Source organism: Paludibaculum fermentans (assembly GCF_051172195.1).
Taxonomy (GTDB): domain Bacteria; phylum Acidobacteriota; class Terriglobia; order Bryobacterales; family Bryobacteraceae; genus Paludibaculum; species Paludibaculum fermentans_A.
Genome location: NZ_JBPJAQ010000001.1, coordinates 5,246,257 through 5,271,081 on the forward strand (window position 1 = coordinate 5,246,257; position 24,825 = coordinate 5,271,081).

The window sequence follows — 24,825 nt, forward strand, 5'->3', positions numbered from 1 at the left end:
CATCTCCGTCGGGTCACTGGCAGTTCGTTCCACTGCACAGGTTCTTGCTGAAGAACGGCATGACGTAATTCTGGAACCGCACCGCCACAGCGCTCGTGTGCGTACCGGAATAGATCTCGAAGCTATTCGCAATGCCGTACGTGTCCAGCACCTCATGCAGCTTTGTCGCGTCGTTCTTCAAGCCGTCCTGATCGCCCACGTCCATCGAGATCCCCCGGTACATCTTCAGGTTCCCGATGTACTGGTGCACAAACGCCAACGGAGCATTCGCCGTCCAGCGCGCCATCACGTCCGGCTGGGCCACGCCGTCCTTCGTGGGCAAGTCCAGGTAGAGCGGAGGATTCTTCGGATTCGGTGACCACGCCGCAGCGGTCGCCAACTGCGCCCTCAACCCGAACGGCAGCGTCGCCGAGTCCGCAGGAGACTTCACCGCGGCCAGTGCCTTCTCCATCGCCGGATTCGCCGGCCCGCCGCCACGCGGCGACATGCAGCACGGGCTCATGATGTACAGGCTCCCGAACACAGCGGAGTGCCTCATGCCGATCCGGCTCGCGCCGTAACCACCCATCGAATGCCCCACCAGCCCGCGGCTCGTCCGCTTCGGGATAGTCCGGTAATGCGCGTCGATATAGGCGACCACATCCCGCGCAATGAATTGTTCGAAGTCGCCCGTCGTCACCGAACTCGAGTACATCGACCCGTTGTGGACCGTCTTCGAATCGGGCAGCACCACGATCATCTCCTGGGCGCCCTTCGCAAACGCGCCCTCGATCGTCTGCGGAACGTGAATCTCCTTCGACCACTGCTCGGCCCCGATGCTGTAGCCGTGCAGTGCATACACCACCGGGTACCGCCGCTTCTTCTCCTTCGCATAGCTGGGCGGCAGGATGACAAGCACGTCGCGCTCGACCGCGTTCGCTTCCAGGTTGCCCTCCAGCGCCGCGCCGTGAATCTTGATCGGTTCGACGGTCGCCGGCTTGGCGCTGGCCTCCACCGGCGGAACTTCCGTCTTGACCTGCGCCGGGGCCAGCACAGCCAGCCCCAGCGCGATCATCGCAACACGCGAGAGAATCTTCTGCATGGTGAACCTCACTTGTTTTCGTTGTTGATCCGGCAAATGGCCGCGCCTACCGGACCAGCGCGTCCGCCGCATTGGCCGCCAGGATCCACCTGCTGGCCACGCCGACAATATACTCGTTCTCAAACCACAGGAATCCGAAGTCGTCGATGCACTCCGGAAAATCGGGCCGGATGACGATATAACCCGGGATCACACCGCCGGGAATGTACGAGCCGTCCGCCCGGTTGTTGCCGTATGCCTTCAGCTTCGAGCTCGTGCCGACCGCCGACACATAGGAGGTGCTCGACACCGGATGCGAGCCCAGGATGTAGTTCGCCGCACGCAGCGTGTAGTCCTTGCTCACGATCTCGGGAAACGCCTTGTGCAGGAAGTACATCCGCACGCCCAGGTCGATCACCGCCGCCGAACCGCCCCATGTGCCCCGGCTGGGCGGCACTCCAAACGGAGTAGCAGCCAGTTCCTTGTCCAACTGCGCCACGTAGGTCTTCGTGGCTGCCTCGAACTGCTTCCTGAATTCGCTATCCATGAGCGGCAGGATGTGCACGGCGGACCAGGCGCCAAACCCGAACCGCTGCGACACGGTCGGGAACATCTCCACCACACGCTTCTTGTACGCCTCTCCCCCGTTCGTGGCGATCAACAGGTGCACCGCCGCATTCCACTCTTCGCCCGCCAGCATCGCGGCCGGCGGAGTGAACGACCCGGGCCGGCTCACGCTCGGCGTCGGGTTCGCATGCTCGTCTTCCCAGATCTTCACCGCCGTCTCCAGGCAATCCTTCGCCAGGGCGTCGTCAAAGCCTTTCAGCACCGGAGCCGCGGCCGCCAGCGAAGCCGCCGCCCCATATTGCATGCCAGCCGACTTGGTCGTAAACGCCCAGCGGTCATCCGGATTGCCCGAGAAGTTGCCGTCCACATCATTCGGGCCGAGCTTCGCGGAATAGATCCGTCCGTCCGTCTTCGAGGCGCCATCGCCGAGATGCGTGTACTGCCGCAGCGTCGGCTCCTCGATCACCGGGAACGCATGCCCCACCGCCTTGATCTGCGCCAACACCTGCAGCGCTCCATGCTTCACCTGCTGCACTGTGTCCGATGTCCCATCCGGGCGATGCATCTCCACCGCACGGGCCTTCCAGTCCACCGTCAGTTCATCCCACTTGAGGCCGAACTCGCGATGCGCCAGCGCCAGGTCCTGGATCACCGAGAACTGGCTGCGGGTCTGGATGTCGAAGTCCCCGGCGTCATACCAGCCGCCGACATTCAAGCCGGGAATGTGTTCCCCCGGCTTGTAGGGTGAGTCGATATTCGGCCCCATCGACCAGCCATCGAAATGCTGCTGGTTCGGCGGCGCCTGACGCGCATCGTCCAGGTGCGACACGCCATGCCACAGCCGGTATCCTTCGCGCACCGAAACATGGTCCATCGCCACCGCCAGGTAGGTGTCCAGGCTGGGCTGCCACGACTTGCTGTAGACGTCCTTCGCAATGGGGAACAACTCGGTCCGTTGGCCGGCGTACTCAATCACGTATAGCCCGGCTGCCTTCACCGCGGAGAAGTCGAACTTCGCATACTCGTAACGCAGCCATGGAACACGCGCCGCGATGGGACCCTCGAACACCTGCCTGTACGTACCGTCCTCTGACAGCCTCATCACCTTGGCCGTGCCCGGCCCCTTGAACTTCGGATCCAGTTCCAGGATGGCCGACTTCGGAAAGTCCGGCGGATAACCCGCCTGGCTGTGCGCGATCATCGGCGGACGCGTCCAGTTTGGTATCACGTCCGGCCGGATGTGCCACACCACCGCGCCATCAGTCTTGCCCGCCGGGATCATCGTGCGCAGCACGAACCAGCCGTTCTGGGCCCGGTTGCGGCCATCGTAAAGCGATAGCGTTTCGTTCTCCGACTGCACTGTAATGCGGTACAGCGGATCTTCCACCGCCATCGTGATGTTGTGCCCTGTGACAATCGGACGCGGCTGCAGGTAGCCCCTCGCTTCGTCCCACTCCCGCTGGTACGGCAACCGCTTCGGATCGTCGGCCGAGGTCGCGACATTCTCCATCGGATCCCCGGGACTGCGCGGAAACACACCGAATACCTTCCCATCCAGCGCATAGCTCTTCCCGATATACGCCGAGGGCAGGAACTCGAGATTGAAACCCGCGCGGCCCGCCAGCTTCTCCGGCAGCGGCTTGTCTAAATGCACACTCACGCGCACTCCACCCGGTTCGGCCGCCACTTCCACGCGGTAATCCAGTTGGTAGTCGGGATAGGACAAGGTGGCTGTCAGGCGGTTGTTGTCCTTATCGGCTTGCTTGCCCTTCAGTTGCGCCACCTGGTCCCACTGCTCGGGCGTCGCCAGCAGCCTCACATCGCCGTTCGTCGCAATGCGCTGGCCATGCAGGATCATCTCCATGGCGGTGGTCTTCTGGTCGAGGAAGATCGGATGAAACGTACTGTGATAAAGAATGACGCTAAAGCCTTGCGCATCGAGGTAACCGCTCTCGGTCACCTTCATGGCGACATCCGCGCCGGATAAGGAAAGGCAGAGGATCAGCGCGATCCCCAGGACTGCTCGTAAGTGCTGGAACATAAAACTGCCTGGCTAAATCGACTTTCAAATAGGGTTGAACTCTCAATGCGCGGGTTTGCGCTCCGGCGGCTTCGTCACCGCTCCCTCTGGACTTCTTCTCCACGCAAAGTAGCCGTCCAGTACGCGCAGCGAGGGCTCGCTCGGCACCGGCCCGGTATGGGGCTTCCCCGCAAAGTACATGACCACCGGGTTCCTGTCGCTGAACGCGGGCCACATGGGCAGCCCCTCGCCGTCCGGCCGCAGGTTCTTCGCAAAGTTCGTCCAGTACGCCGCCATCGCATCCGAAATCTGCCTGTCCTCTCTGGTGACAGTCCGCCGGCCGTTATCCAGGTGTTCGAACACATAAACCACCTCGGCGCCGTGCGGAGAACCCGCTTTGTCCTCGGGGTGCTGGTCGAAGTAGTAGTAGTAGGCCTTGCCTTTGCCGCGCTGGGACTGTAGCCTCGCCCACACCCAGGTTTGCCAGCCGAAAGCCGAGTCCCGCATCAGGTCCCGCGCCGTCTTCGGAACAGAACTCGCCTCTGTCGGATAGGCCTGCAGCAGCCGGTCCGCGAACGGACCATAGCGCTTCTTCACGCCCGCGATGTAATCCTCCGGTGTGCGGGCCGGCGAGAAACTTGCGCCTTCGTCCGAGTTGTAGCCCACCAGTATCGGCGTATCGTTGAACTGCCCTGACTCGTAGAGCCGGTACTGATCATCCGGAATCACCCACCCGTCCACGATCGGCCAGGCCATGCCCCGCTGCTTGCGCGCCGCTTCAGCCAATTGGGTGGAATTCAATGTCCGCAGCGCCTGCAGCGACGGCGCGTTCGCTGTCTTTCCGAACTCGACGCCGGAAGCTTCCGCGTCCGCCAGCACCCGCATGTTCTCGCCGGGTACGGGTGCCAGGCTGGAGGGTCCGAAAGAGCCGCCGCTCTGCGAGATCGCTCCGTGAAAAAGGCCCTTCGCCAGTGGCGAGGCGCTCAGCATGCTCACCGCGATCCCGCCCGCCGACTCGCCGAAGATCGTCACCCGTTTCGGATCTCCTCCGAAGGCCGCGATGTTCTTCTGGATCCACTGCAGCCCTGCCACCATGTCCAGCAGTCCGTAGTTGCCTGAGACGTGCTGGGGCGATTCGGCGCTCAGCTCAGGATGCGCAAAGAAGCCCAGGATCCCAACGCGGTAAGCGATGCTGACCAGCACCACACCCCGTTGCGCCAGCTTCTCCCCGCTGTAGTCCGGCACCGAGGTGGCGCCCGCGTTGAAGCCTCCGCCATAGATCCAGACCAGGACCGGAACACGGTCCTTCGGCGACTTGGCCGGTGTCCAGATGTTCAGGTACAGGCAGTCTTCGCTCACTCCGCCGGTAGGGGGGCCTCCCATTCCCGGAATACACCCCGGCGCGAACTGCGTGGCGGCGCGGACCCCCTGCCATCCGGCGGCCGGATGCGGTGCGCGCCATCGCAGGTCGCCCACGGGCGGCGCCGCGAACGGAATACCTTTGTATACCGTCAGGTTTCCATCGGCCACGCCCTGCACCAGGCCGCCCCCCACTTTGACAGGCGCCGGCGCTGCCACCGCCGGCAGCACGGCCGGGTTCAGGATCAACAGCAGGGTACAGAGAGTCTTCACGTTCATTCCTTCCGCGCTCTACCGGAACAGCCTCGGGGCAAAATCGTTCAGGTCGCGGCGCCAGGTCTGCCACTCATGCGCTGTGCCCGGAGAGACGAAGTACACATGCTTCACTCCGGCCTGGTCCAGCATCTTCCGGAAGGCGCCGATCGCCCCCGGAAACGGGTCGGGCTCTTCCGTGCCCATCCCGATCCACAACAGCTTCAACTTCGCATTCATCGCCGCGCCATCCGCGAACACTCCGCCGATGAAGGTCTTTACATCGATCGGAGCGGTGCTCAGGCCATTGCCCGTGCCGCTGAATGCACCAATCCAGGCGAACTTGTCCAGGTTACGGAACGTCAGTTGACAGGTCTGGTTGCCGCCCATCGACAGGCCGGCCATCGCCCGGTGTTCGCGATCCGCCAGCGTCCGATAAGCGCCGTCGATCATCGGGATCACATCCTGCAGCATCACGTCGTTGAAGCCGCTGGTGTCCGCGGGATAGCCGCCCACCCTGGGTGCGGGCTTGTCCAGATCCGTCGCCGCCGCCGGTAGCTTCGACTGCCCACCCTTGCTGGCATACCCGTTCTCCATGACGACAATCATGGGCTTCGCCTTGCCGGCCGCAATCAGGTTGTCCAGTATGAGATTCGCCCGCCCCTGGAAGATCCAGCCTGTCTCGTCTTCCCCGGAGCCATGCTGCAGGTACAGCACCGGATACCGGCTCCGCGGGTTCGTGTCATAGCCCGGCGGCGTGTACACAAAGCACCGGCGGTGCTGGCCCGTGACCTTGGAGAGATACCACCGGATGCGCACCTCGCCGTGCGGCACGTTCTTTGCCTCGTAGAAGTCCACACCCTTCTCCGGGACCTCAATTCCGCTGGAATCGCGGCTCCCGCCGAAGTAGGTATGGCTGGAAGGATCCGCGACGCTCGCGCCATCCACGTTGAACGAATAGTAATGAAAGCCGGGCACCAGCGGCGGAGTGGTGACCGACCACAGCCCGTCCGCGCCGCGGCTCATGTCATACCGGCCGTGCGCTATCGAAACCTGCACCTTGTGGGCATCGGGAGCGTTCAGCCGGAACGTGGCGCGCAGGTCGGAGTGGATGCGCGGATACTGAGCATTCAGCACGTTCGACGTGGCCGGCGTGGAGTCGTCCGCCGGCTGCGCCAGCATCAGCCCGAAGGCCATGGAGGTGAGGAGGATCGCTTGTTTGACCATGTTGCTGGCGCTGACCGGCTTCGATTCTGTCCGGGCCCGACGGCAGTCCGCTGCGGATCAACGGAACAAGCGCGGTGCGAAGTCGTTCAGGCACCGCCGCCACGTCAGCCACTCGTGCGCCGTCCCGGGCGACTCGAAGTAGACGTTGTTCACGCCCGCCTTCTTCAGGTTCTCGCTGAAGGTCTTGGCTCCCGGGCCTTCCACTGACCCGATGCCCAGGAACAACACCTTTACCTTCTTATTGAACGCAGCCGCATCCGCGAACACCCCGTTGTTGGACGTCTTCGGATCAAACGTGCCGCCCCGTCCGCCCGTACTGCCGCTGAATCCGCCAATGTAGGCGAACTTATCCAGATTCGACAGGGTCGTCAGAAACGTCTGCATGCCCCCCATCGAGAGCCCGGCCATCGCCCGGTTCTCCCGCCCGGGGCGCACCCGGTAAGTCTTCTCGATCGTCGGGATCAGGTCGTTCAGCAGCATCTCGGTGAAGGTCGCTCCGGTGAAGGCCGCCAAGCCGCTGCGCGCGGCCGGAGGAGGGTTCGAAGGTCCTCCGGCCGCTGCTGCCGCAGCGGGTCTGGGCGGGGGGCGAAGGCCGCGTGAGGTAAAGATCGACCCATCTTCCCCCGCCTTGACAGCGTTGAGATTGTCCATGACGATGATCATCGGTTTGGCCTTGTTGGCCGCGATCAGATTGTCCAGGATGAAGTCGGCATGTCCCTGGGCATGCCAGCCCTGCTCGTTCTCGCCCCAGCCGTGCATGAGGTACAGCACGGGGTAGCGTGACTTCCCGGCATCGTAGTCCGGCGGCGTGTAAACAAAGCAGCGCCGCCACTTCCCGGTGACCTTCGAGAAGTACCAGCGCTGGCTCACCTGGCCGTGCGGCACGTCCTTGGGCAGGTAGTAGTCCACCTCCGGCCCTTCGGGAATCTCAATTGCGCTGTTGTCCCAGCCGGAGCCAAAGAACGTCCGTGTGGCCGGATCCGCCGCCGTCGAGCCATCCACCACCACCGAGTAGTAGTGGAACCCTTCGACCAGCGGCGCGGTGGTGACAGTCCATGCCCCGTCCTCGCCCTTGACCATGTCGTACGTCTTGCCCACCTTGAGCTGGACCTTCTGCGCGTCCGGAGCCACCAGGCGGAATGTGGCCCGGTGGTCCGCATAAACGCAAGGGTATTGTGCACCCGGGATATTCAGCGTGGATGGCCGGCACTCGCCCGTTCCCTGGGCGAACATCGGGCTCGCCGCAACCATCAGCGCGGCGCAACTCAGCAACCCGCGCACTTGAACCTGCATGGTGAACTACCTCCATCCATCGGCCGGTTAGCGACCTCTCGCGAGGTCCAGCTGGATGCTATCATCCAATTCCGTCCAAGGGTTAGGTTCGGTACTGTATATCCTGTTCACGCCTTGTAGAATCTGGACGTTGCGGTTGCCCCGCGGGCCCGCTCGTGAACCGATTAACAGTTACCTGGGGCAGTTAGCAACCCTCTCAGCGCTGTCACCCGGTTGTGCTATGATTCGCCCAGACCAGAGCATGGGCGAAAGCGAAGTCACAGGACTCAGCGAGTCTGAGCAGCAGGCCATCCGGACGGAACTCAACCGCCTGCTGGAGAGCCCTGCGTTTCGCACCAGCAAGCGCTGCAGGGACTTCCTCAGGCACGTGGTCGAGCAGACCCTCACCGGCCCCGGCGACGGCCTGAAGGAACGCTCCATCGGCGTCGACCTCTTTCAGCTTCCCCCGGCCTTCGACCCCAGCCAGCACACTATCGTCCGTGTCACCGCCAACGAGATCCGGAAGAAGCTGGCCCAGCAGTACCACTCCGAGGACGGCTCGTCGCATCCCGTCCGGATCGAACTCCCGGCGGGCTCCTACAAGGCCGAGTTCAGGTGGGAAGCTCCGTCCGTGGAGCCGGACCTTCCGGCCCCGCCCAAGTCTTTTGTCCGCCCGGCCATCGCCGGCGGCCTGGTCCTGCTGGTCCTTGCCGTCGGCATCGCTCTCTGGCAGTGGCCCTCGGCGAAGTCCGCCGCGCCCGAGGCTGCTACCGCCGCCTCCGCCACCCCGCTCGCTCCGGCGGCAGCGGGCGGCGGCGACGTGCGGATCATCGTTGGATCCAGCAGTCCTTACGTCGACCGCAGCGGCCGCACCTGGGGGCCGGACCGCTTCTACTCCGGCGGCACGGTCTTCGTCCGGCCGGCGGAACGGGTCCTTCGTACCCTTGATCCCGACATCTACCGGCACATGCGCCAGGGCGACTTCCGGTACGACATCCCGCTCAACCCGGGCAAGTATGAACTTCGCCTTCATTTCGCCGAGACGGGCCTGTCTGACCTGATCAGCGCCGAGTCCAGCGGGGATGGGCAGCGCGTCTTCCAGGTGTCCGCCAACGGCACCCGGATCCTGAACTTCTTTGACGTGGTGGCCGACGCCGCGGGCGCCAACATCGCCGATGAACGGGTCTTCCGGGATGTCAGCCCCGCCACGGACGGTCTGCTGCATCTCAGCTTCGCGCCCCAGCGGGGGACAGCCATGCTGAGCGCCATCGAGATCGTGCCGGCCAGCCCCGGCAAGGTCCGGCCCGTCCGCATCCGCGCGGGATGGACGTCCGCCTGGCAGGACTCCGCCGGCCAGCTATGGCAAGCCGACTCTTACTTCATGGGCGGCAACGCCCTGGTCAGGAATACCAACCCGGCCCAGGCCGGCAACTCGATCCAGCCCGATGTCGCGCTATATGCCAGCGAACGATGGGGGCACTTCTCTTACTCCATCCCCGTGGCCGACGGCCGCTATCGCCTGACCTTGAAATTGAACGAAGGCCACTATGGGCCACACAACACCGGGGTCGGCGGACCGGGTAGCCGCGTGTTCGACGTCTACTGCAATGGAGTCGCCCTGCTGCGGAACTTCGACATCATGAAGGAGGCGGGCGGCGAAGGCCGGCCCCTCGACCGTACCTTCCCGGGCATCCGGCCCACCGCGCAGGGCAAGATCGTACTCACGTTCGTGCCCGTGGAAGGCATGGCCTGCGTGAACGGGATCGAGGTCCTGGAAGAACCCAAATAGACCGCACATTCGCCGGGCGGCTCTCGTTCGCTTGGGATGCGGTCACGCGCAACTGGAAACCACGCCCAGCCTGGCGCTGGACTCGCGCATCACCAGCTTCACGGGGACGAGCGAATCCCGGAAACTGGGAGACGCCTCTTCCACCACCAGCTTCATGGCCATCTTCGCGGCCAATTCCCCGATTTTGGCGGCACACTGGTCTATGCTGGACAGCGGTACGCGCAGAATGTGGTCCCAGCGCCCGTTCCCGCAGCCAACCACCGCGATGTCGTTGGGGATGCGGAGGCCTGCTTCCAGAATCGCTCGCATCGCCCCGACCGCCACGGCGTCGTTGAAGGCGAATACTCCGTCCGGGCGAAGCCGCAAACGAAGCAGTTCCAGCATCGCCCTGTGCCCGCACTCTTCGGCCCCGCTGTCCCCCGTCACGACTGGGGCTACCATCTCGTGCAGACCGGGCAGTCCCAGCCCGCTCAGGGTCTCCCGGTAGCCGGCCATCCGGCCGAGCGCGGTGCTGACCTCCGGGCCGCGGATGTGCGCAATGCGCCGGCAGCCCTGGTCGAACAGATGCAGCGTGGCGATTCGTCCGATCTCCCTGTCATCCGTGCCCACGTGGTTGGCTCGCAGGCCGGGGATTGTCCTATCGATCAGAACGCAGATGGAGCCTCTCGACTGAATTTCCTGAATGAATTCCGGAGATTGCTGGACCGAGGCCAGGATGAGGGCATCCACCTGCCTGGCCAACAGATGCTCGGTCTCGCGTTTTTCGAGTTCCACATCCTCGTTGGAACAGGCGATCAGCAACCCGTACCCGCGCGGCCGGATGGTCTCCACGATCCCTTTGGCGACTTCCGCAAAGAATGGGTGCAGGAATGAAGGCACCACCAGTCCAATGGAGAAAGTGCGGCCGGTGGCGAGGGTGCGGGCGGCGAAGTTCGGCTGGTAGTCCAGCTCCCGGATTCGTGCTAGAACCCGTTCCCTCGTTTCGTCGCTGATATCCCTTCGATTCTGCAGTGCCCTGGATACGGTCACTACGGAAAGGTTCAGGTCTTTTGCGATGTCTTTTAACCGAACCGGCGGTCGACGAGTCATGCGCCTAGTTCCTTCTGACCGCCATTCTGTCACAATCGGGCGCCCAAGCTTGACTGCTCCCGGCGGGTGGGATAAGCTCATCGCGCCCGGACGCTCAGCAGGCCTGATAGCTCATTAATTCGTCAAGAATCAACGATTTGGGCGTTCGCGAGAAACGAGTCTATCGATGCAACGCCGTACCTTCTGTACCCTCCCGCTGGCCCTGACGCTGCGCGCCGCCGAGGATAGCCCTGATCCGGGCGCGCCGCGGGCGGCGATTGAGCGCTGGAAGGACCACCGCTTCGGGCTGTTCATTCACTGGGGCCCGGTGAGCATAGTGGGGACGGAGATCGGCTGGTCGCGCGGCGGGGAGCGGCGCGGACGGCCGGAGACCAAGACGGGCAATGTGCCGGTGGAGGTCTACGACAACCTCTACCGCATGTTCGACCCGGTGAAGTTCAACCCGGACGAGTGGGTCCAACTGGCGAAAGACGCGGGCATGAAGTACCTGGTGTTCACGACGAAGCACCATGACGGCTTCTGCAACTTCGATTCGAAGCTGACCGATTACAGGATCACGAGCCCGCGCAGTCCTTACCGGAAGGACATTGTGCGGCAGCTTTCCGATGCCTGCCGGCGGGGTGGGCTGGATTGGGGCGTGTACTATTCACAGCCCGATTGGCATCATGCCGACTACCGCAATGGACAGGCGCACGCGAAGTACATCGAGTATCTGCATGGGCAGGTGCGTGAACTGCTGACGGGCTATGGTCCGACAAAGATGTGGTTCTTCGACGGGCTGGGCGGCAAGTCGGCCGACTGGGATGCGCCGCGCCTGTTGAAGATGATGCGTGAGCTGGAGCCGGAGCTGGTGATCAACAACCGTGCCGGATTGCCCGCGGACAACGACACGCCGGAGCAGCGCATCGGGCTGTTCCAGAACAACCGTCCGTGGGAGACGTGCGCCACGGTGGGCCGGCAGTGGGCTTATGACCCAAACGACAAGCTGCGTTCGACCGAAGAGTGCCTGCGCGGCCTGGTGTGCTGCGCGATTGGGGACGGCAATCTGTTGTTCAACGTGGGACCCCGGCCGGACGGCCTGATCGAGCCAACCCATGCGGCGCGGTTGCGCGAGATGGGGGCGTTCCTGGCCAAGTACGGCGAGAGCATTTACGGGACACGTGGAGGTCCGTTCCTGGCGCCCGATGAGAAGAAGCGCCCGGCCCATGCGGAAGGCTTTGCGCTGGCCGAAGGCGGCTGGTGGGGCGGCAGCACGCACAAGGGCAATGCGGTTTATCTGCACATCCTGCGCTGGCCTTCGGACAGCATCGAATTGCCGGCGATCCCGCTGAAGGTGGTGCGGCACAGCCTGCTCTCGGGCGCGGGCCAGGCCGAGGTGAAGCAGACGGCCACGGGGATTCGCGTCAGCGTGCCTGCCGGTTTGCGTGGCGCAGTGGATACGATCGTCAAGCTCGAGCTGGATGGGGATGCGGGGACCCTCCAGGCCAGGTAGGGTGGTGCATGGAACGAAGCGCGAACTGCCTGTTGAAGCTCGACCGCATGAACAAGGCGCTGCGGCATCAGGAGCCGGACCGGGTGCCGGTGAGCGACTTCTTCTGGGGCGGCTTCCTGGCCCGCTGGCGGGCGGAGCTGGGCTTGGCGGCGGACACGGACATCTACCGCTACTACGATCTCGACTGGCAGGTGGTGAGCCCGAACATGGACCCGCACATCCGGCCCTTCGAGATCCTGCGGGATGATGCGAAAGAGGTGACGGTCAGGACGGGTTTCGGGGCGACGATCCGCAAGAAGTTTGACCAGGCGATGCCGGCGTTCCTGGCGTTTGAGGCAACCACGATCAAGCATATGGACGAGTTCGAGTTTGACGATCCGTTCGACGACCGGCGGTATTTCCATGCGGGCGACGATCAGATCAACGGAGTGGGGGACGGTTTCGAGCGGAATGTCGCGCCGTTTGTCGACCGGGTCGCGGCGATATATGAGGACTTTCCTGTCTTCGGGTCAGTGTGCGAAGCGCACGAGATGATGTGGCGCATCATCGGGCCGGAGAACGTGATGCTGTGGATGGGGCAGTATCCGGAGGCGATCGCGCGGTTTGTCGACCGGCTGCACCAGTTCAACCTGGGCCTGCTGCGCGCGCAGATTCAGGCGGCCGGTGGCCGGCTGGCGGGGATCGTGATCTGGGGCGATGTCGCCTATAAGAAAGGCATGTTGTTCTCGCCTGCGTTCTGGCGTGACCACTTCAAGCCGGGGGTGAAGGCGATGATCGACGAGTGCCATCGCCACGGCTTGCCGGTGATCTATCACGGCTGCGGCAATGTGAGCCGGATCTTCGAGGACTTCATTGAGATTGGCGTGGACGCCTACAATCCGCTGGAGGCGAAGGCGGGGCTGGACGTGGTGGAGCTGCGGCGCAAGTACGGCCACGACATCGGCTTCTGCGGGAATATGGACGTTCAACTGTGGGCGGTGGGCGACCGCGATCAGTTGAAGGCTGCTGTGCTGAGGAAGCTCAATGCGGCGAAGGGCGGCGGGTTCATCTTCCAGTCGGATCATTCGGTACCTTCCAACGTGCCGGGGGAGAGTTACGACTACGTGGTCGAACTGGTCCGCAAGCACGGGGTGTATCCGCTGCAACTGGATGAGTACGATCTGGAGGATGTGCGCTGAGGATGGAAACGAGATGACGCGCTACGGAATGGCGATTGGCCTGAAGCCCGAGGCGGAGCAGGAATACAGGCGGCAGCATGCGGCGGTCTGGCCGGAGGTGCTGGCGATGATCGGGCAGTGCAACATCCGCAACTACTCGATCTACCTGCACGACGGCACGCTGTTCAGCTACTTCGAGTATCACGGGACGGACTTCGAGGCGGACATGGCGAAGATGGCGGCGGACCCGGCGACGCAGCGCTGGTGGGCGCTGATGAAGCCGATGCAGAGCCCGCTGCCGGGCCGCAAGGAAGGCGCCTGGTGGGCGGAGATGGAAGAGGTCTTCCACCTCGACTAAGCGGGCGCGCTACTCGACGGTGAGGGTGCCGAAGTCCAGCTTGCGGCGCAGGGCTCCGTGTTTGAGCAGCAACTGCTGGGAGTCGACGGGCGCTTCCAGGAAAGGTCCGCCGAACAGCGGCCATTTTGCATAATCGACGGTCGAGCCGTCCACGGTTGGCGCCTGGCCGAAGGTGCATTGCAGGGTCTTGCCTCGCAGCGAGCGGAAGCGCACCGTGGGGGTCGCGTCGAGCTTGAATTCGAGCGGCAGGGCCAGGATTGCCTGGCGAAACGCGTCCATGTCGTGGAACTCCGAGCGGGCAGCGACCTGCACTACCAATCCGTTTTTCAGACTGGGGCTGAAGAGGCGGCGTCCGCCACCGTCGATGGGCTTCCAGGAGTAAGGCTGCAGGGGGCGGCAGGCAATGAGGGCGTCGCCGCCGCGGGCGAAGAGCCAGCCGGACGGGTCTTCGCGGACATCGGCCAGGTCTTTCGAGAAAAAGCCGTTGATGTGCGGGAAGCGGGTGCCGGGCGGGATATCGTACAGGACGATGACGGAATCCTGGTCCTGGAAGATCTGCTCGTAGGGGGAGCCGCCGACGAATTTGTCCGGCGAATCGTAGCTCTTCTTCGAACTGACGACTTCGGCCACACCCTGGTCTGGCGGGAAGGTGAAGTAGGTCTGCAGCTCGTGCAGGGACGAGTAGGGGTGCAGCGAGAAGAAGGTGTTGTGGACGCCGCGCGGATCGTCGACGTGCCAGGTGACGTCCCAGGAGTGCTCCTGAATGGGCTGCAGGGTGCCGCCCTGGTCGGAACTGACGGCGTATTCGCGGCGCATATACGTGGTCTTATAGACCGGCCCGTGGAGTTCATCGAAGAAGCGCCAGCGGTTGCGGGTGCGCTTGCGCTCGTAGTGGGTATAGGGCTGGGTGCGGTCGGTGGCGATCTGCTGGAGAATGGCCGGCGGTTCGTAGTCGCTGGCCAGGGTGTAGAAGAGGAGGAAGCTGCTGGGGGACGGCAGGGGGTAGCCCTGGCCGAACCAGAGCCAGCCGAAGTCGCTGGAGACGTTGTTCCACTTCTCGACGGCGCCGTTGTCATAGACGCGCGAGTGAGCACCGGTGTAGATGCCGTCGAGGCTCTCGGCGGCGTAGTCGGCAATGAGGTAGTCGAGCATCATGGCGGCGCGCTGTTTCATAGCTGGATCGCGAGCCCACTCGGCGAGATAGGACATGGGGAGCAGATAGACGCCCATGTAGTGGGGGCTGTCGTACTCACCCTGGCCGCGCGTGGTGGTGAGCTGGACCCAGGATTCGATCCAGCCGGCAGCTTCGCGCATGTTCTCCTGTGAGGACTTGCCGGTGAACCATTGATCGGCGGTGAGATCGGGCCACTGCTGGGCCATGAGGTAGAGGCAGGTGTAGTAGAGGAGCCAGTGATTCTCGGTGTCGCCGCGATAGGGCATGTAGGTCTTGAGCGACTGGCGCAGGGCCTGCCGGGCCGGTTGGGATAGCTGGCCCTGGTCGAGGTATGCGATGGCGGTGACGGGAAACATCCAGAACATGTCACCGGAGGGGCCCTCGGCGAGCAGTTCCTGGAGGCGGTTGGAGCACTGGGCCGGATCCTCGTGGAGCTTGAGTTTGGCGGCGATGTTGGAGTAGCTGAGCGGCGCTGGGGTCGCGGGATGGGCGAAGGCTTCGATGACCTGCCGTACACGTTGAGGGAAGGGCGGGGCAGCGGCCTGGAGTTGCACGCCCAAAAGAAGAACGGCGAGGAGGCGGATCATCGCTGGGGTCCCTCCGGCACGAAGCGCAGGCGGAAGACGCGGCTGCCATCGAGGCCGTCCCTGGTCCAGGTGCGGCCGTAGTCCTGCGAAACGTAGAGAGCTTCCTCGTGGACGCCGGCGTACATGCGGCCGGGAGCGGAGGGATCGAAAGCGACGCTCCAAACGCTGGTGGACGGCAGGCCCGGATTGCGGCTCTGCCAAGTCTTGCCGAGGTCGTCGGACAGCATCACGCCAAGGCCCCAGCCGGCGACGGCGATGCGGTTGGGCGCGGTGGGATCGAAGGCGATATCGGAGATATTCCGGCCGACCGCCAGGCTGCCGTTGCTCTCGAAAGTCACGCCGCAATCAGTGGAGACGAAGAGTCCGCCGCCTTGAGTGGAGGCGAGCCAGCGGCAAGGGTCGTGGGGCGACTGCTCGATGTGGAGAACCTGGTAGCCCGCAGCTCCGGCCAGTTTCCAGGATTGGCCGCCGTCCTGGCTGCGAAAGAGGCCCTCCTCGTTGCCGGCCAGAAGGACGCCCTGGCGTTGGCGATCGACGCGGATCGCCATGGTGTATTTGCGGTGCAGGCCGGCGCTGGCGTCGTTCCACGTCTGGCCGCCGTCGTGGGTGACCCGGATGCCGCGTGTGTGGCTGAAGTAGATGTCGGCGGGCGCGTTGCGATCGACCGAGACATCCATCAATTCGGTGACGTCGCTGCCGGTGAGGATCTTCCAGTGTTCACCTTTTCCGGTGACCTGGATGAGGCCGTTGCCGGCGGCTACGTAGAGGACCGAGGGGTTGCGCGGATCGAAGTCGAGGGCGCTGACGAAGGGGTGGTTGTAGCCGGCATGCTGCCAGGGGCCGGCCGGCGTTTTACGGAAGATGCCGCTGGGCGGCAGTTTGGCGCCGACCACATAGCCTTTGGAGGTGACCATGCAGGTGTAGAGCGTATATTGCGCGGCGAGGGGCAGAGGCAGCATCGCCAGCAGAAGCAGCCAGATGATGGGGGCCATTTGTGTTTCCAGGCGCCTCAACCGGTGATGGCGGCGATCACCATCTCGAGGGTGCGGCGGGTGCCGGCGTCGCCATTGATGGGACCGTCGTGGAACTGATCGGAGGGGCCGGGCGCCCAGGTATCGCGGGCATCGTCGGTCTTCGCGGTGTTCCGGCCGTAACCGAGATCGTAGTCACCGGGGCGGTTGACGGAGGCCAGTTTGTAGACGACGAGGTCGAGCGAGGGGACGGCATAGAGGCAGAAGCCGCCGGCGCCGGACTTAAAGAACGTGTCGCGCGGCGCGCCGAAGACGTGGCCATCCGCATTGACTTCGAACTGGAGGCTGTAGGGTGAGTGCACGTTGTAGGGGGAGGGCTGCCGGCAGAGGGCCATGTAGTCGCGCGGCACGAGTTGTTTGCCCATCCAATTGCCTTCGCGCAGCATGAGGTAGCCGTAGCGAAGGGCATCGGTGGCACGCAGGGCGACGCCGGCTCCGCCGGGGGTATGAGGCAGGCGGCCGGCAGCCGTGTCCATGGCGTAGCCCCAGCCACCGAAGCCGAGATGCCTGGCGATTTTCTGATCAAAGTAGGCCTGTAGTTCCATGCCCACGATGTGGCGCAGGAAGGTGGAGACGACGTGGACGCCTTGCGAGGAGTAGCTGTAGCCGCCGCCGGGATTGGTCCACATGGGCGCGCGGAGGGCGGCCTGGTCCTGGTCGAGTTTGGCGGCGGGCGGCTGGGCCTCGAGTTTGACGACCTCTCCGCGGACGATGCCGGAGTTGCCCTCGCGCATGCCGGAGGTCATGGTGAGGAGGTGGCCGAGTTTGATGCTGGCCTGGCGCGGGTCGGCCAGGGGGAAGGCTTCCGGCAGATAGGACTCGGTGAAGACCCCCTGGTCGAGCCCTTTGGGGATGCGGTTGCGGTGTTCGTCGAGCACGATGCCGCAGCAGAGGCTGGTGACGGTCTTGCCGATGGAGTACATGTTGGGCGTGACATCCCGGGCGGCGCGGCCGAAGTAGCGTTCATAGAGCAGCCAACCGTGCCGGGCGACGAGCAGGCCGCCGTGCTGGCTGGTGGTGGCGGTGTAGCGAAAGGCCTGATCGAGGCGGTCGAGGTCCATGCCCGCGACCTTGCGGATGCGTTCTGCTCCGGCGAGGGTACGCCAACCGCCGGCGGCATCGGGTGGCGGGTAGTAGTCACTCCCGGCAATAGATGCGGCGGAGGAGTTGCGGGCGAGGAAGGGGTAGAGGATCGGGGCGGCTCCGTATTGCAGGAAGCGTCTCCGGTGGGTGGCCATGCCGGATATTTCATCACAATTGCCTGGGCGGCAAAGTGGAGACGGGGGCGGAGAAGCGGGACGCCGCGGGAGCCCTGGCTGAGGACACGCGGCGTCCCTGAAGGGGGCGGTTAGCTCTCGTCCGAGGAGAGCCAGGGATAGATGATACCGGCGATGGCTGCGCCCAGGACGGGAGCGATCCAGAAGAGCCAGAGTTGCTGGACGGCCCAGTCACCGACGTAGACGGCTGGTCCGAGGCTACGGGCGGGGTTCACGGACAGGTTAGTGACAGGGATACCGATAAGGTGGATGAGGGTGAGGCAGAGACCGATGGCGATGGGCGCGAAGCCTTTGGGGGCGCGCGCGTCGGTGGCTCCGAGGATCACCATGAGGAAGAAGAAGGTCAGGACGGTTTCGGCGGTGAAGCAGGCGAGGAGGGAGTAGCCGCCGGGCGAGTGTTCGCCGAAGCCGTTGGAGGCGAAACCGGCGGCGATGTCGAAGCCGGCTTTGCCGCTGGCGATGACACGGAGGACGCCCGCGCCGCAGACGGCTCCGGCGCATTGGGCGACGACGTAGGCGGGGAGATCCTTGCCACTAAACCGTTTGCCGACGAGCAGCCCGACGGAGACGGCGGGGTTGAGATGACAGCCGGAGATGTGACCGATGGCGAAGGCCATGGTGAGGACGGTGAGACCAAAAGCCAGACTCACACCCAGCAGGCCGATGCCGACGCCGGGAAAGGCCGCGGCGAGCACAGCGCTGCCGCATCCTCCGAAGACAAGCCAGAACGTACCGAAGAATTCGGCCGTTGCTCTTTTGCCGATTGACATAAAAAACATCCTTTCGGCCCCCAGGAAGCGACCAAAGCGTTCGGTTAGTGTACCGTAATTCGGGTATGGCGGGTAGGGGAAGTGACGCGAGGCCGGTGGGGCAGGGCGAGCAGCCCGTGGCGGAAGTCGCGCGGCCGCGTGTGGTGCGATTGGCTTCGATTCGCGTTGTCTTTCGGATGAAGCCAAGTGGTGGCGGCGAGGGGAGTTGCGCAACGAGGGTGCGGAGCCTGCCGGCGGCGGCTCCCCGATGATGGCGGAGGTGAGGTTGTCAAAGAGCAGTGCAGGCGGAGAGTCCTGCTGGCAGCCTGTGGCAGAAGTCGCGCAGCCGCGTTCGCACCGCCGCCGGTAACGGAATGGAACCTCAAGGCGCTTTCGAAGCTATTCCGAAAAGAGCCGCCCTATTGAGTGGGGAAGTCCGGCGGCGGAGCAAACCCCAAAGGGCGACAAGGGGTTGCGGCCCATGGCAGTGTCGAGCCGACCTCCGAGTGGCCGGCACTAGTTCGGCCGGCTCTTCGCGCCCTGGGCTCGCAAGCCCTTGCCGCGCGGCTAGCGGGACTTCTGCCACAGACTGCCAGGAGACGGAGACCGCAGGCGGCTTCGTTTCGTCAATGCCGGGCGACTTCGCCTGGACGTAGTGTTCAGAGGCCAGCGACGTCGTAGTTCAGGTTGGGCAGTCCGTCCGGGCCGACCAGGTTGGCTTCGTTCCGTGGAACGCGGATGGGTTGGAGATCGGCGATGGGGTCCTGGTTGTCGGGGTGGTTGGAATCGATGCCGGTGGTGAGGTGTTCGAGGGCTCGGCGGGGGCGGCCATAGCCTTCATAGAAGAAGAGTTCCTCGGTGTTCTTGGTCAGGCGCGAGACTTCGGCCAGGGGGACGTTCTCGCGAATGCCTTTGACGACGTCGGGGTGCTGCTGCCCGAGGGCGGCGCGTTCGGTTTGGAGTTTGCTTAGCTCTTTGATGGCGCGATAGAGGCCGCGTTCGAGGTCGCGACGGTAACGGGCGTAGCGGTCGAGTTTGGCGGCGTGAGGGTCGGTTTCCGCCAATGGGTCCGTTTCGGCGAGGATGAGGGATTCGAAGTATTCGATGCGGCGGAGGTTCCAGGTGTGAGAGAGGATGCGGTGGAAGATCTCCTCTTCGAGGGAGCCGTAGGGCCGGGTGTCGAGGCGCAGGGTGGCCTGGAGGGCATTGAATTCGGCGCGGTCCTCGGGTGTGATGTCGAGGTTGCGGGCGGTGAAGCCGTGGCTGCGGGCGTTCTGGGAGGCGCGGGCCTTGCCGACGGGGGACACGGGTCCGGTGGAATATTTCGCGTTCGCCTGGTTGGCGTTGATCTGAGCTGCGGTCGCCATGATGTGAATCTCCTTGGTAAATGAAAATGGCCGGCTTGGTGGCCGGCGCGATTTCAGGATAGGGGGCTGGTCAAGGGGAAAGGGGTGGTTTTGGGAAGGCGGTGTTGACAATAAAGGATAAAAAGATTTTGAACTCCTGTGAATGAAGACGGCTTAATGGGGGAAATGGGGGAGAAGTGGGGTGGGATGGTTCCTCGAACGAAATAGCTGGCTGGGCCCGGTGGGGTTGGGTGTTTGTTGCGGGCGGGGTGATTGGAGATTGGCCCAAAGGCGATAGACTGCCGGAACCAAGCTGGGGGGCTTTTGGTGAGGATCCCAATCGGAGGGCGGATGTTGATCAATCGCGGTGGGACGGCGCGGCGCGCGCCGATATGTTCGGGCGGTCGACTCTGGTGGCGCCAGCACCCCCAGCAGTTTGCCGGATGGTGACCAACCGCTTTCGTTGCACCTTAGTCGTCGGCCGGTCGCGTGAACGACTCTCTCGGGGAAGACAACCCGCACCGCGCCGTCCAACAATTCCAGGTTCCCGTCCGGATAGGGGGTGAAACGGCCTCCGGCAAACGCCGCCCGAGCGGACGGTTGGCGCATCAGGCAGAACCCGGCGCAAAACGGAGAGACGCGGAAGTACCGAAATCGCGGCCAGTTGTGGGGCTACGAACGGAGAGAGGCGTTAACGGACCGGCTGGAATGGGTGCTGGAAAGTGAATTGGCTCCCCACCCTGGACGGCCTTCGAACGCAATCCATCGTTCCAGCTCGCGCGGAGCCCTACCAGAAGTAAGCTGCCAAAACTCTCGGCGGACCAAGTGCGCTGTTCGGGACGCGGGGAAGCCTTCACGGCGTTCAACCTCGTGAACTATGGCCAACCGGGAAGCACAGTGAACACGGCGACCTTCGGCGTGATCTCCAGTGCAAGCGCTATGCGTCAGATTCAACTTGGGGTGAAGCTCAGCTTCTGATGTTCGCGCTGTATATGATGCATCTATGAACAGAACCTGCGCTGCAATTCAACTACTTGGAGTCGGATTGACTCTTGTGAGCTGGGAATCGGCGGCCCAGGTTCGCCCGGCTCAGCCGAGCTTGGGGGCACGAACCAAACAAATCCTCGTTGTTGATGGATTCAAGTTCAGGGATCTGAACGGCAACGGGCGCCTCGACCCCTATGAGGACTGGCGGCTTCCGGTGGCCCAGCGAATCGACGATCTACTGGCCCAGATGAATGTCGAGGAAAAGGCCGGCATGATGCTGATCGATTCGGTGAACGCCGGTTGCGGAGGCGCCCTGAGCGCCGAGTCGGCAGCGCAGATCGGCGGCCAGAATATGACTCGCGCGATCCTACGCAACCCGGTGACCAAGACACCGGTGTGCACCGGCGAGGCGCGCCCGGGCGGGTTCGGCGGCGGCCAGGTATCTCCAACCGAACTGGCGAAGTTTCACAACGCCGTGCAGGAACTGCGCGAGGGGACGCGACTGGGCATTCCGATGGTTTTCAAGTCCAATGCCCGGAATCATATCGATCCCGACGCACGTTTCGGCATCAGCGAAGCGGCGGGCGCGTTCACCGCCTTTCCCAAGGAAGCGGGACTCGCGGCCGCGGCATTGGGCGAGGAGGGCGTAAAAACGGGACGCTCCCCGGTGCAGGGCGACATGGCCGTCATTCGAGACTTCGCCCGCGTCATGGGAGCCGAGTGGAAGGCACTCGGGATACGCGGCATGTACGGCTACATGGCAGACTTGGCCACTGAGCCGAGGTGGTTCCGGGTTCAGGAGACGTTCACTGAGAATGCCGATCTTGCGGCCAATATCACGCGGACGCTGGTCCAGACGCTCCAAGGCGGCACGATTCGCGATGGCACATCGGTTACGCCTGCATCTTCAGTCGCGCTGACGGTGAAACACTTCCCCGGCGGTGGACCGCAAGCGGAAGGACTCGATCCTCACTACACTTTCGGCAAACAGCAGGTCTATAGCTCGGGCGCTGGCTTCGCTTATCACCTGAAACCGTTCCGGGCAGCGATTGAAGCAGGCGTTTCGGCGGTCATGCCCTACTACGGCGTGCCGACCGCCGGGCGCGACGCGAAAGGCAACCCAGTCAATCTGACTTACGACGGGGTCGTGTACGAGCAGACCGGTTTCGCCTTCTCGAAGCAAATCATCTCCGATCTGCTGCGCGCCAATCTCGGTTTCCAGGGCTACGTCAACTCCGACACAGGCGTCGTCAACGATCGGGCGTGGGGGCTCGAGAAGAAGACCGTGCCCGAACGGGTCGCGGCCGCAGTGAATGGCGGCGTCGACGTGCTCTCCGGATTTCACGAAGCTAAGGTGATCCTCGACCTCGTGCAGAAGGGGCTGGTGACAGAGGCCCGGCTCAACGAGGCGGTGAAGCGCCTTCTCAAGGAGCAGTTTCAGTTGGGGCTCTTCGAGAACCCCTACGTCGACGCGGCGGAGGCGGATGGCGCGATCGGGAACGAGAGGAGCCGCGCGGTAGCGCTTGAGATCCAACGCAAATCGATCGTATTGCTGCGCAACGCGGGCGACGGTTCCGCAGGGAAGCCACTCCCGCTGAAGCCCAAGGCGAAGGTTTACATCGCCGGAAACCTCACCAAAGCGGGCATCGAGAAGTATGGGTTCAGCGTCACGGACGGAAATACCCTCGTTGGCGGTGTACGGCCGTCGGCTGCCGGACACGACTATGCGTTGATTTCCGTTACGGCTCTTGCGAACCAGAAAACCGCCGGAGCTTACAGGAGTGACGATGCGGCCACCGGCCTCAACCAGGCTTACAGAAATCCCCTGACCAATCAGCCTTGGGGGGCGCAGGACCGCTGCGTGGACCTCGCAGGCTACGGAGAGGGGGCAGCCGGAACCAAGCCTCCCTGCATCGATGCGGGGATGCGATTCGGCGGAGTGCTTCCCTGGGAGACCAGCAGCCTGTCGTTCACAGCCATGGCTGAATCGAAGTCGTGGTCGGTGCAACCGAGTCTCGCGACCATCCAGGCGATCATGAGCGAAGCCGGCCCAGAGAACACGATTCTGGTGATCTACTTCCGCCATCCCTATGTGCTCGACAAATCCAGCGGCCTTCTCGAGACAGGCGCAATCCTGGCCCACTTCGGCATCAGCGAGGCCGCCTTGATGGATGTGTTGTCGGGCAAGGCCAAGCCGCAGGGACGACTGCCGTTCGCACTCGCCGACAGTCTCGACGCCATCGCAAAGAAGCGCTCGGATCAGCCAGGCTACGGCAAGGCGAATACATTGTTTGATTTCGGCTTCGGGCTCAGCTACTGAAAGATGAAAGGCTCGAGAATGACAGTTTCGGTTCGAAACGCCATCGTCGCAGCAATCGGCTTCATCGCGACGGGAGGCCTGCTGGCACAGTCACCGGGCCGGCTTGCGCCTTCCGCCATGCGGAAGGCCGGAAAGGTCGACGATCGCTTCCAGTCATACAACGTCGAGATGGTGGAGGTGACTGGCGGCCGTTTCTGGGCGCCGTATAAGAAGGGGGCGGCCGCCGCCCGAACTGCTGCGCCGGCCAGCATCACCTTTTTCGCCATCCCGCAGGCCCATAACGCGGCCTGCCAGCCCGCAAGATAACGTTGGGGAGTAATGACCGCAATGAGGCTGGAAAGAATGAAGACCATCCGAATGATACAGGCAATTCGAATCGCCGGAGCCGTGCTCGTCCTGACCTGGGGCGCAGCCGCACAACAACAGACGATCAAGATCTGGCCCGGCGCCGCTCCCGGTTCGGAAACCTGGTCGGAATCGGAAACGGTGATGAAGGGGAGTGATACCGACCGCATCGCGAATGTCGTCACACCCTCGCTCATCGCTTACCTTCCGGAAAAGAGCAAAGCGACGGGGACCGGCGTCATCATCGCCCCGGGTGGCGGCTTTTCCTACCTGGCGATCGACAAAGAGGGTCATCTCGTCGCGAAATGGCTGCAGGAGCGGGGCATTGCGGGTTTTGTTTTGAAATACCGTACCCGGCAGATGAAGGCCGAGGACATCGCGGCCTTCCAGGCCCGCCGGGCCGCTGGCGCCGCGGGCGGGCGTGGTGGGGCTCCGACTCCCGCTGGACGCGCGGCCGCTCCGGCAAACCCGGGAACTCCAGCAGCGGCTGCGGGAAGAGCGGGTGGCGGCATGGATGCCGCCGGACAATTCGGCATCGCGGATGGAATCCAGGCTCTCAAGGTGTTGCGCCAACAGGCGGCCGAGTTTGGGCTGTCTCCCGACCGGATCGGGATCATTGGGTTCTCGGCCGGAGCGATGGTCACCACGGGCGTCCTGCTCCAGGAAGATGCGGCGTCGAGACCGGCGTTTGCAGCGCCGATTTACGGCGCGCCGTTTGGAGCCATGCCTACGATTCCGCAGAAGCTGCCGCCGATCTTCCTCGCCTGGGCGCAGGACGATCCCCTCGCAGGGACTGCCTGTGGCCGGTTCCTGGCGGCGTTGACCGCAGCCGGTTCGTTGCCCGAGGTGCACATGTATCGCGCCGGAGGACACGGTTTCGGAATGGCCAAGCAGGGCACAACCAGCGACCACTGGATCGAACAGTTTTATTACTGGCTCGATACGCAGGGCTTCGCCAAACCTGCGGCGAAGTAGAGTGGCCCGGGGGCCGGATCCGTTCCGGCCCAACCCTATCATGTACCTGGCAGCGACTGGGGAGATTGCCGTGAAGATCGATCTGCTCCAGACGGCGCTCCATGTAAGTCTCGACCGGGAGTTCCCGTTGTATGGCACTTCGGAAGCTCATCCGGCGCACTTGCCACGACGCTTCCTATGCGCACGCGGTGCAGTGACTTCTGCCCGATGCCTCATCGCTGGGCACGATCCCGGGCGTTGAGCACTCCGTGGTCGGGACTTTACGGCTTGCAGTCCTCGTGGCAGTCGTTGCAGCCCCTGCATCACTCGTTCTCCTTGCACAAGCGCGAGCGCTTGAAGGAAATGCTCCCTGACCGCGCAACAAACCCTAATCCGCGCAGGATGGTCTCGCC

The 24,825-nt window shown here is 63.8% G+C and carries 18 protein-coding genes; 7 read left to right on the top strand and 11 right to left on the bottom strand.

The features are described 5' to 3' along the window. Positions 1–13 precede the first annotated feature (13 nt). The 5 genes from ACR9Y2_RS21130 to ACR9Y2_RS21150 are packed head-to-tail and all read right to left on the bottom strand — an operon-like array spanning position 14 to position 7,778. Positions 14–1,081 carry an alpha/beta hydrolase gene (locus ACR9Y2_RS21130; RefSeq protein ID WP_435043640.1) on the bottom strand — a complete coding sequence of 356 codons (1,068 nt, stop codon included), beginning with the start codon at positions 1,079–1,081 and terminating at the stop codon, positions 14–16. A 46-nt stretch (positions 1,082–1,127) separates the two neighbouring features. Beyond that, positions 1,128–3,668: a glycoside hydrolase family 9 protein gene (locus ACR9Y2_RS21135; RefSeq protein ID WP_435043641.1), complete on the bottom strand. Its 2,541-nt coding sequence runs from the start codon at positions 3,666–3,668 to the stop codon at positions 1,128–1,130. Between the two features lie 42 nt (positions 3,669–3,710). Beyond that, entirely contained in the window at positions 3,711–5,285 is a 1,575-nt protein-coding gene (locus tag ACR9Y2_RS21140) for a carboxylesterase/lipase family protein (RefSeq protein WP_435043642.1), read from the bottom strand. Between the two features lie 12 nt (positions 5,286–5,297). After that, a complete protein-coding gene (locus tag ACR9Y2_RS21145; protein WP_435043643.1) occupies positions 5,298–6,485 on the bottom strand; it encodes an alpha/beta hydrolase in 1,188 nt (395 codons plus the stop codon). Between the two features lie 57 nt (positions 6,486–6,542). Next, complete coding sequence (locus ACR9Y2_RS21150; protein WP_435043644.1) at positions 6,543–7,778, bottom strand: alpha/beta hydrolase-fold protein; 1,236 nt, start codon at positions 7,776–7,778, stop codon at positions 6,543–6,545. Positions 7,779–7,998: 220 nt separating this feature from the next. Here ACR9Y2_RS21150 and ACR9Y2_RS21155 point away from each other — a divergent pair, with 220 nt between their 5' ends. Further along, complete coding sequence (locus ACR9Y2_RS21155; protein WP_435043645.1) at positions 7,999–9,546, top strand: malectin domain-containing carbohydrate-binding protein; 1,548 nt, start codon at positions 7,999–8,001, stop codon at positions 9,544–9,546. A gap of 42 nt (positions 9,547–9,588) precedes the next feature. Here the strand turns inward: ACR9Y2_RS21155 and ACR9Y2_RS21160 are convergent, their stop codons facing one another. Continuing rightward, positions 9,589–10,635, bottom strand: coding sequence for a LacI family DNA-binding transcriptional regulator (locus ACR9Y2_RS21160; RefSeq protein WP_435043646.1), 1,047 nt, complete (start codon positions 10,633–10,635; stop codon positions 9,589–9,591). 166 nt (positions 10,636–10,801) lie between these two features. On the opposite strand from ACR9Y2_RS21160, the gene ACR9Y2_RS21165 reads away from it, so the two are divergent. Genes ACR9Y2_RS21165 through ACR9Y2_RS21175 form a run of 3 tightly spaced genes read left to right on the top strand, consistent with a single transcriptional unit; the run spans position 10,802 to position 13,642 of the window. Further along, complete coding sequence (locus ACR9Y2_RS21165; RefSeq protein ID WP_435043647.1) at positions 10,802–12,127, top strand: alpha-L-fucosidase; 1,326 nt, start codon at positions 10,802–10,804, stop codon at positions 12,125–12,127. Between the two features lie 8 nt (positions 12,128–12,135). Then, positions 12,136–13,305, top strand: a complete 1,170-nt coding sequence (locus ACR9Y2_RS21170) for a uroporphyrinogen decarboxylase family protein (protein WP_435043648.1) — start codon at positions 12,136–12,138, stop codon at positions 13,303–13,305. Positions 13,306–13,318: 13 nt separating this feature from the next. After that, positions 13,319–13,642, top strand: coding sequence for an L-rhamnose mutarotase (locus ACR9Y2_RS21175; RefSeq protein WP_435043649.1), 324 nt, complete (start codon positions 13,319–13,321; stop codon positions 13,640–13,642). A 9-nt stretch (positions 13,643–13,651) separates the two neighbouring features. On the opposite strand, the gene ACR9Y2_RS21180 is transcribed toward ACR9Y2_RS21175, so the two are convergent. From ACR9Y2_RS21180 to ACR9Y2_RS21200, 5 genes are all read right to left on the bottom strand, one after another. After that, positions 13,652–15,403, bottom strand: a complete 1,752-nt coding sequence (locus ACR9Y2_RS21180; RefSeq protein ID WP_435043650.1) for a hypothetical protein — start codon at positions 15,401–15,403, stop codon at positions 13,652–13,654. Then, positions 15,400–16,395 (bottom strand): WD40/YVTN/BNR-like repeat-containing protein, encoded by a 996-nt coding sequence (locus ACR9Y2_RS21185; RefSeq protein WP_435043651.1) that lies wholly within the window; start codon positions 16,393–16,395, stop codon positions 15,400–15,402. The genes ACR9Y2_RS21180 and ACR9Y2_RS21185 overlap by 4 nt, the downstream gene beginning before the upstream one ends. Before the next feature lie 17 nt (positions 16,396–16,412). Beyond that, on the bottom strand, positions 16,413–17,672 hold the full coding sequence (locus ACR9Y2_RS21190) for a serine hydrolase domain-containing protein (RefSeq protein WP_435043652.1): 1,260 nt from the start codon (positions 17,670–17,672) through the stop codon (positions 16,413–16,415). Between the two features lie 110 nt (positions 17,673–17,782). Continuing rightward, entirely contained in the window at positions 17,783–18,481 is a 699-nt protein-coding gene (gene aqpZ, locus ACR9Y2_RS21195) for an aquaporin Z (protein ID WP_435043653.1), read from the bottom strand. A gap of 638 nt (positions 18,482–19,119) precedes the next feature. Next, positions 19,120–19,827 (bottom strand): hypothetical protein, encoded by a 708-nt coding sequence (locus tag ACR9Y2_RS21200; protein ID WP_435043654.1) that lies wholly within the window; start codon positions 19,825–19,827, stop codon positions 19,120–19,122. A gap of 1,033 nt (positions 19,828–20,860) precedes the next feature. Between ACR9Y2_RS21200 and ACR9Y2_RS21205 the strand changes: the two genes are divergently transcribed. From ACR9Y2_RS21205 to ACR9Y2_RS21215, 3 genes are read left to right on the top strand one after another with little or no spacing between them, the layout of a single operon-like run. Next, complete coding sequence (locus ACR9Y2_RS21205) at positions 20,861–23,113, top strand: glycoside hydrolase family 3 N-terminal domain-containing protein (RefSeq protein WP_435043655.1); 2,253 nt, start codon at positions 20,861–20,863, stop codon at positions 23,111–23,113. Between the two features lie 18 nt (positions 23,114–23,131). Continuing rightward, a complete protein-coding gene (locus ACR9Y2_RS21210) occupies positions 23,132–23,419 on the top strand; it encodes a hypothetical protein (RefSeq protein ID WP_435043656.1) in 288 nt (95 codons plus the stop codon). Positions 23,420–23,455: 36 nt separating this feature from the next. Continuing rightward, complete coding sequence (locus ACR9Y2_RS21215) at positions 23,456–24,433, top strand: alpha/beta hydrolase (protein WP_435043657.1); 978 nt, start codon at positions 23,456–23,458, stop codon at positions 24,431–24,433. Positions 24,434–24,825: the final 392 nt, after the last annotated feature.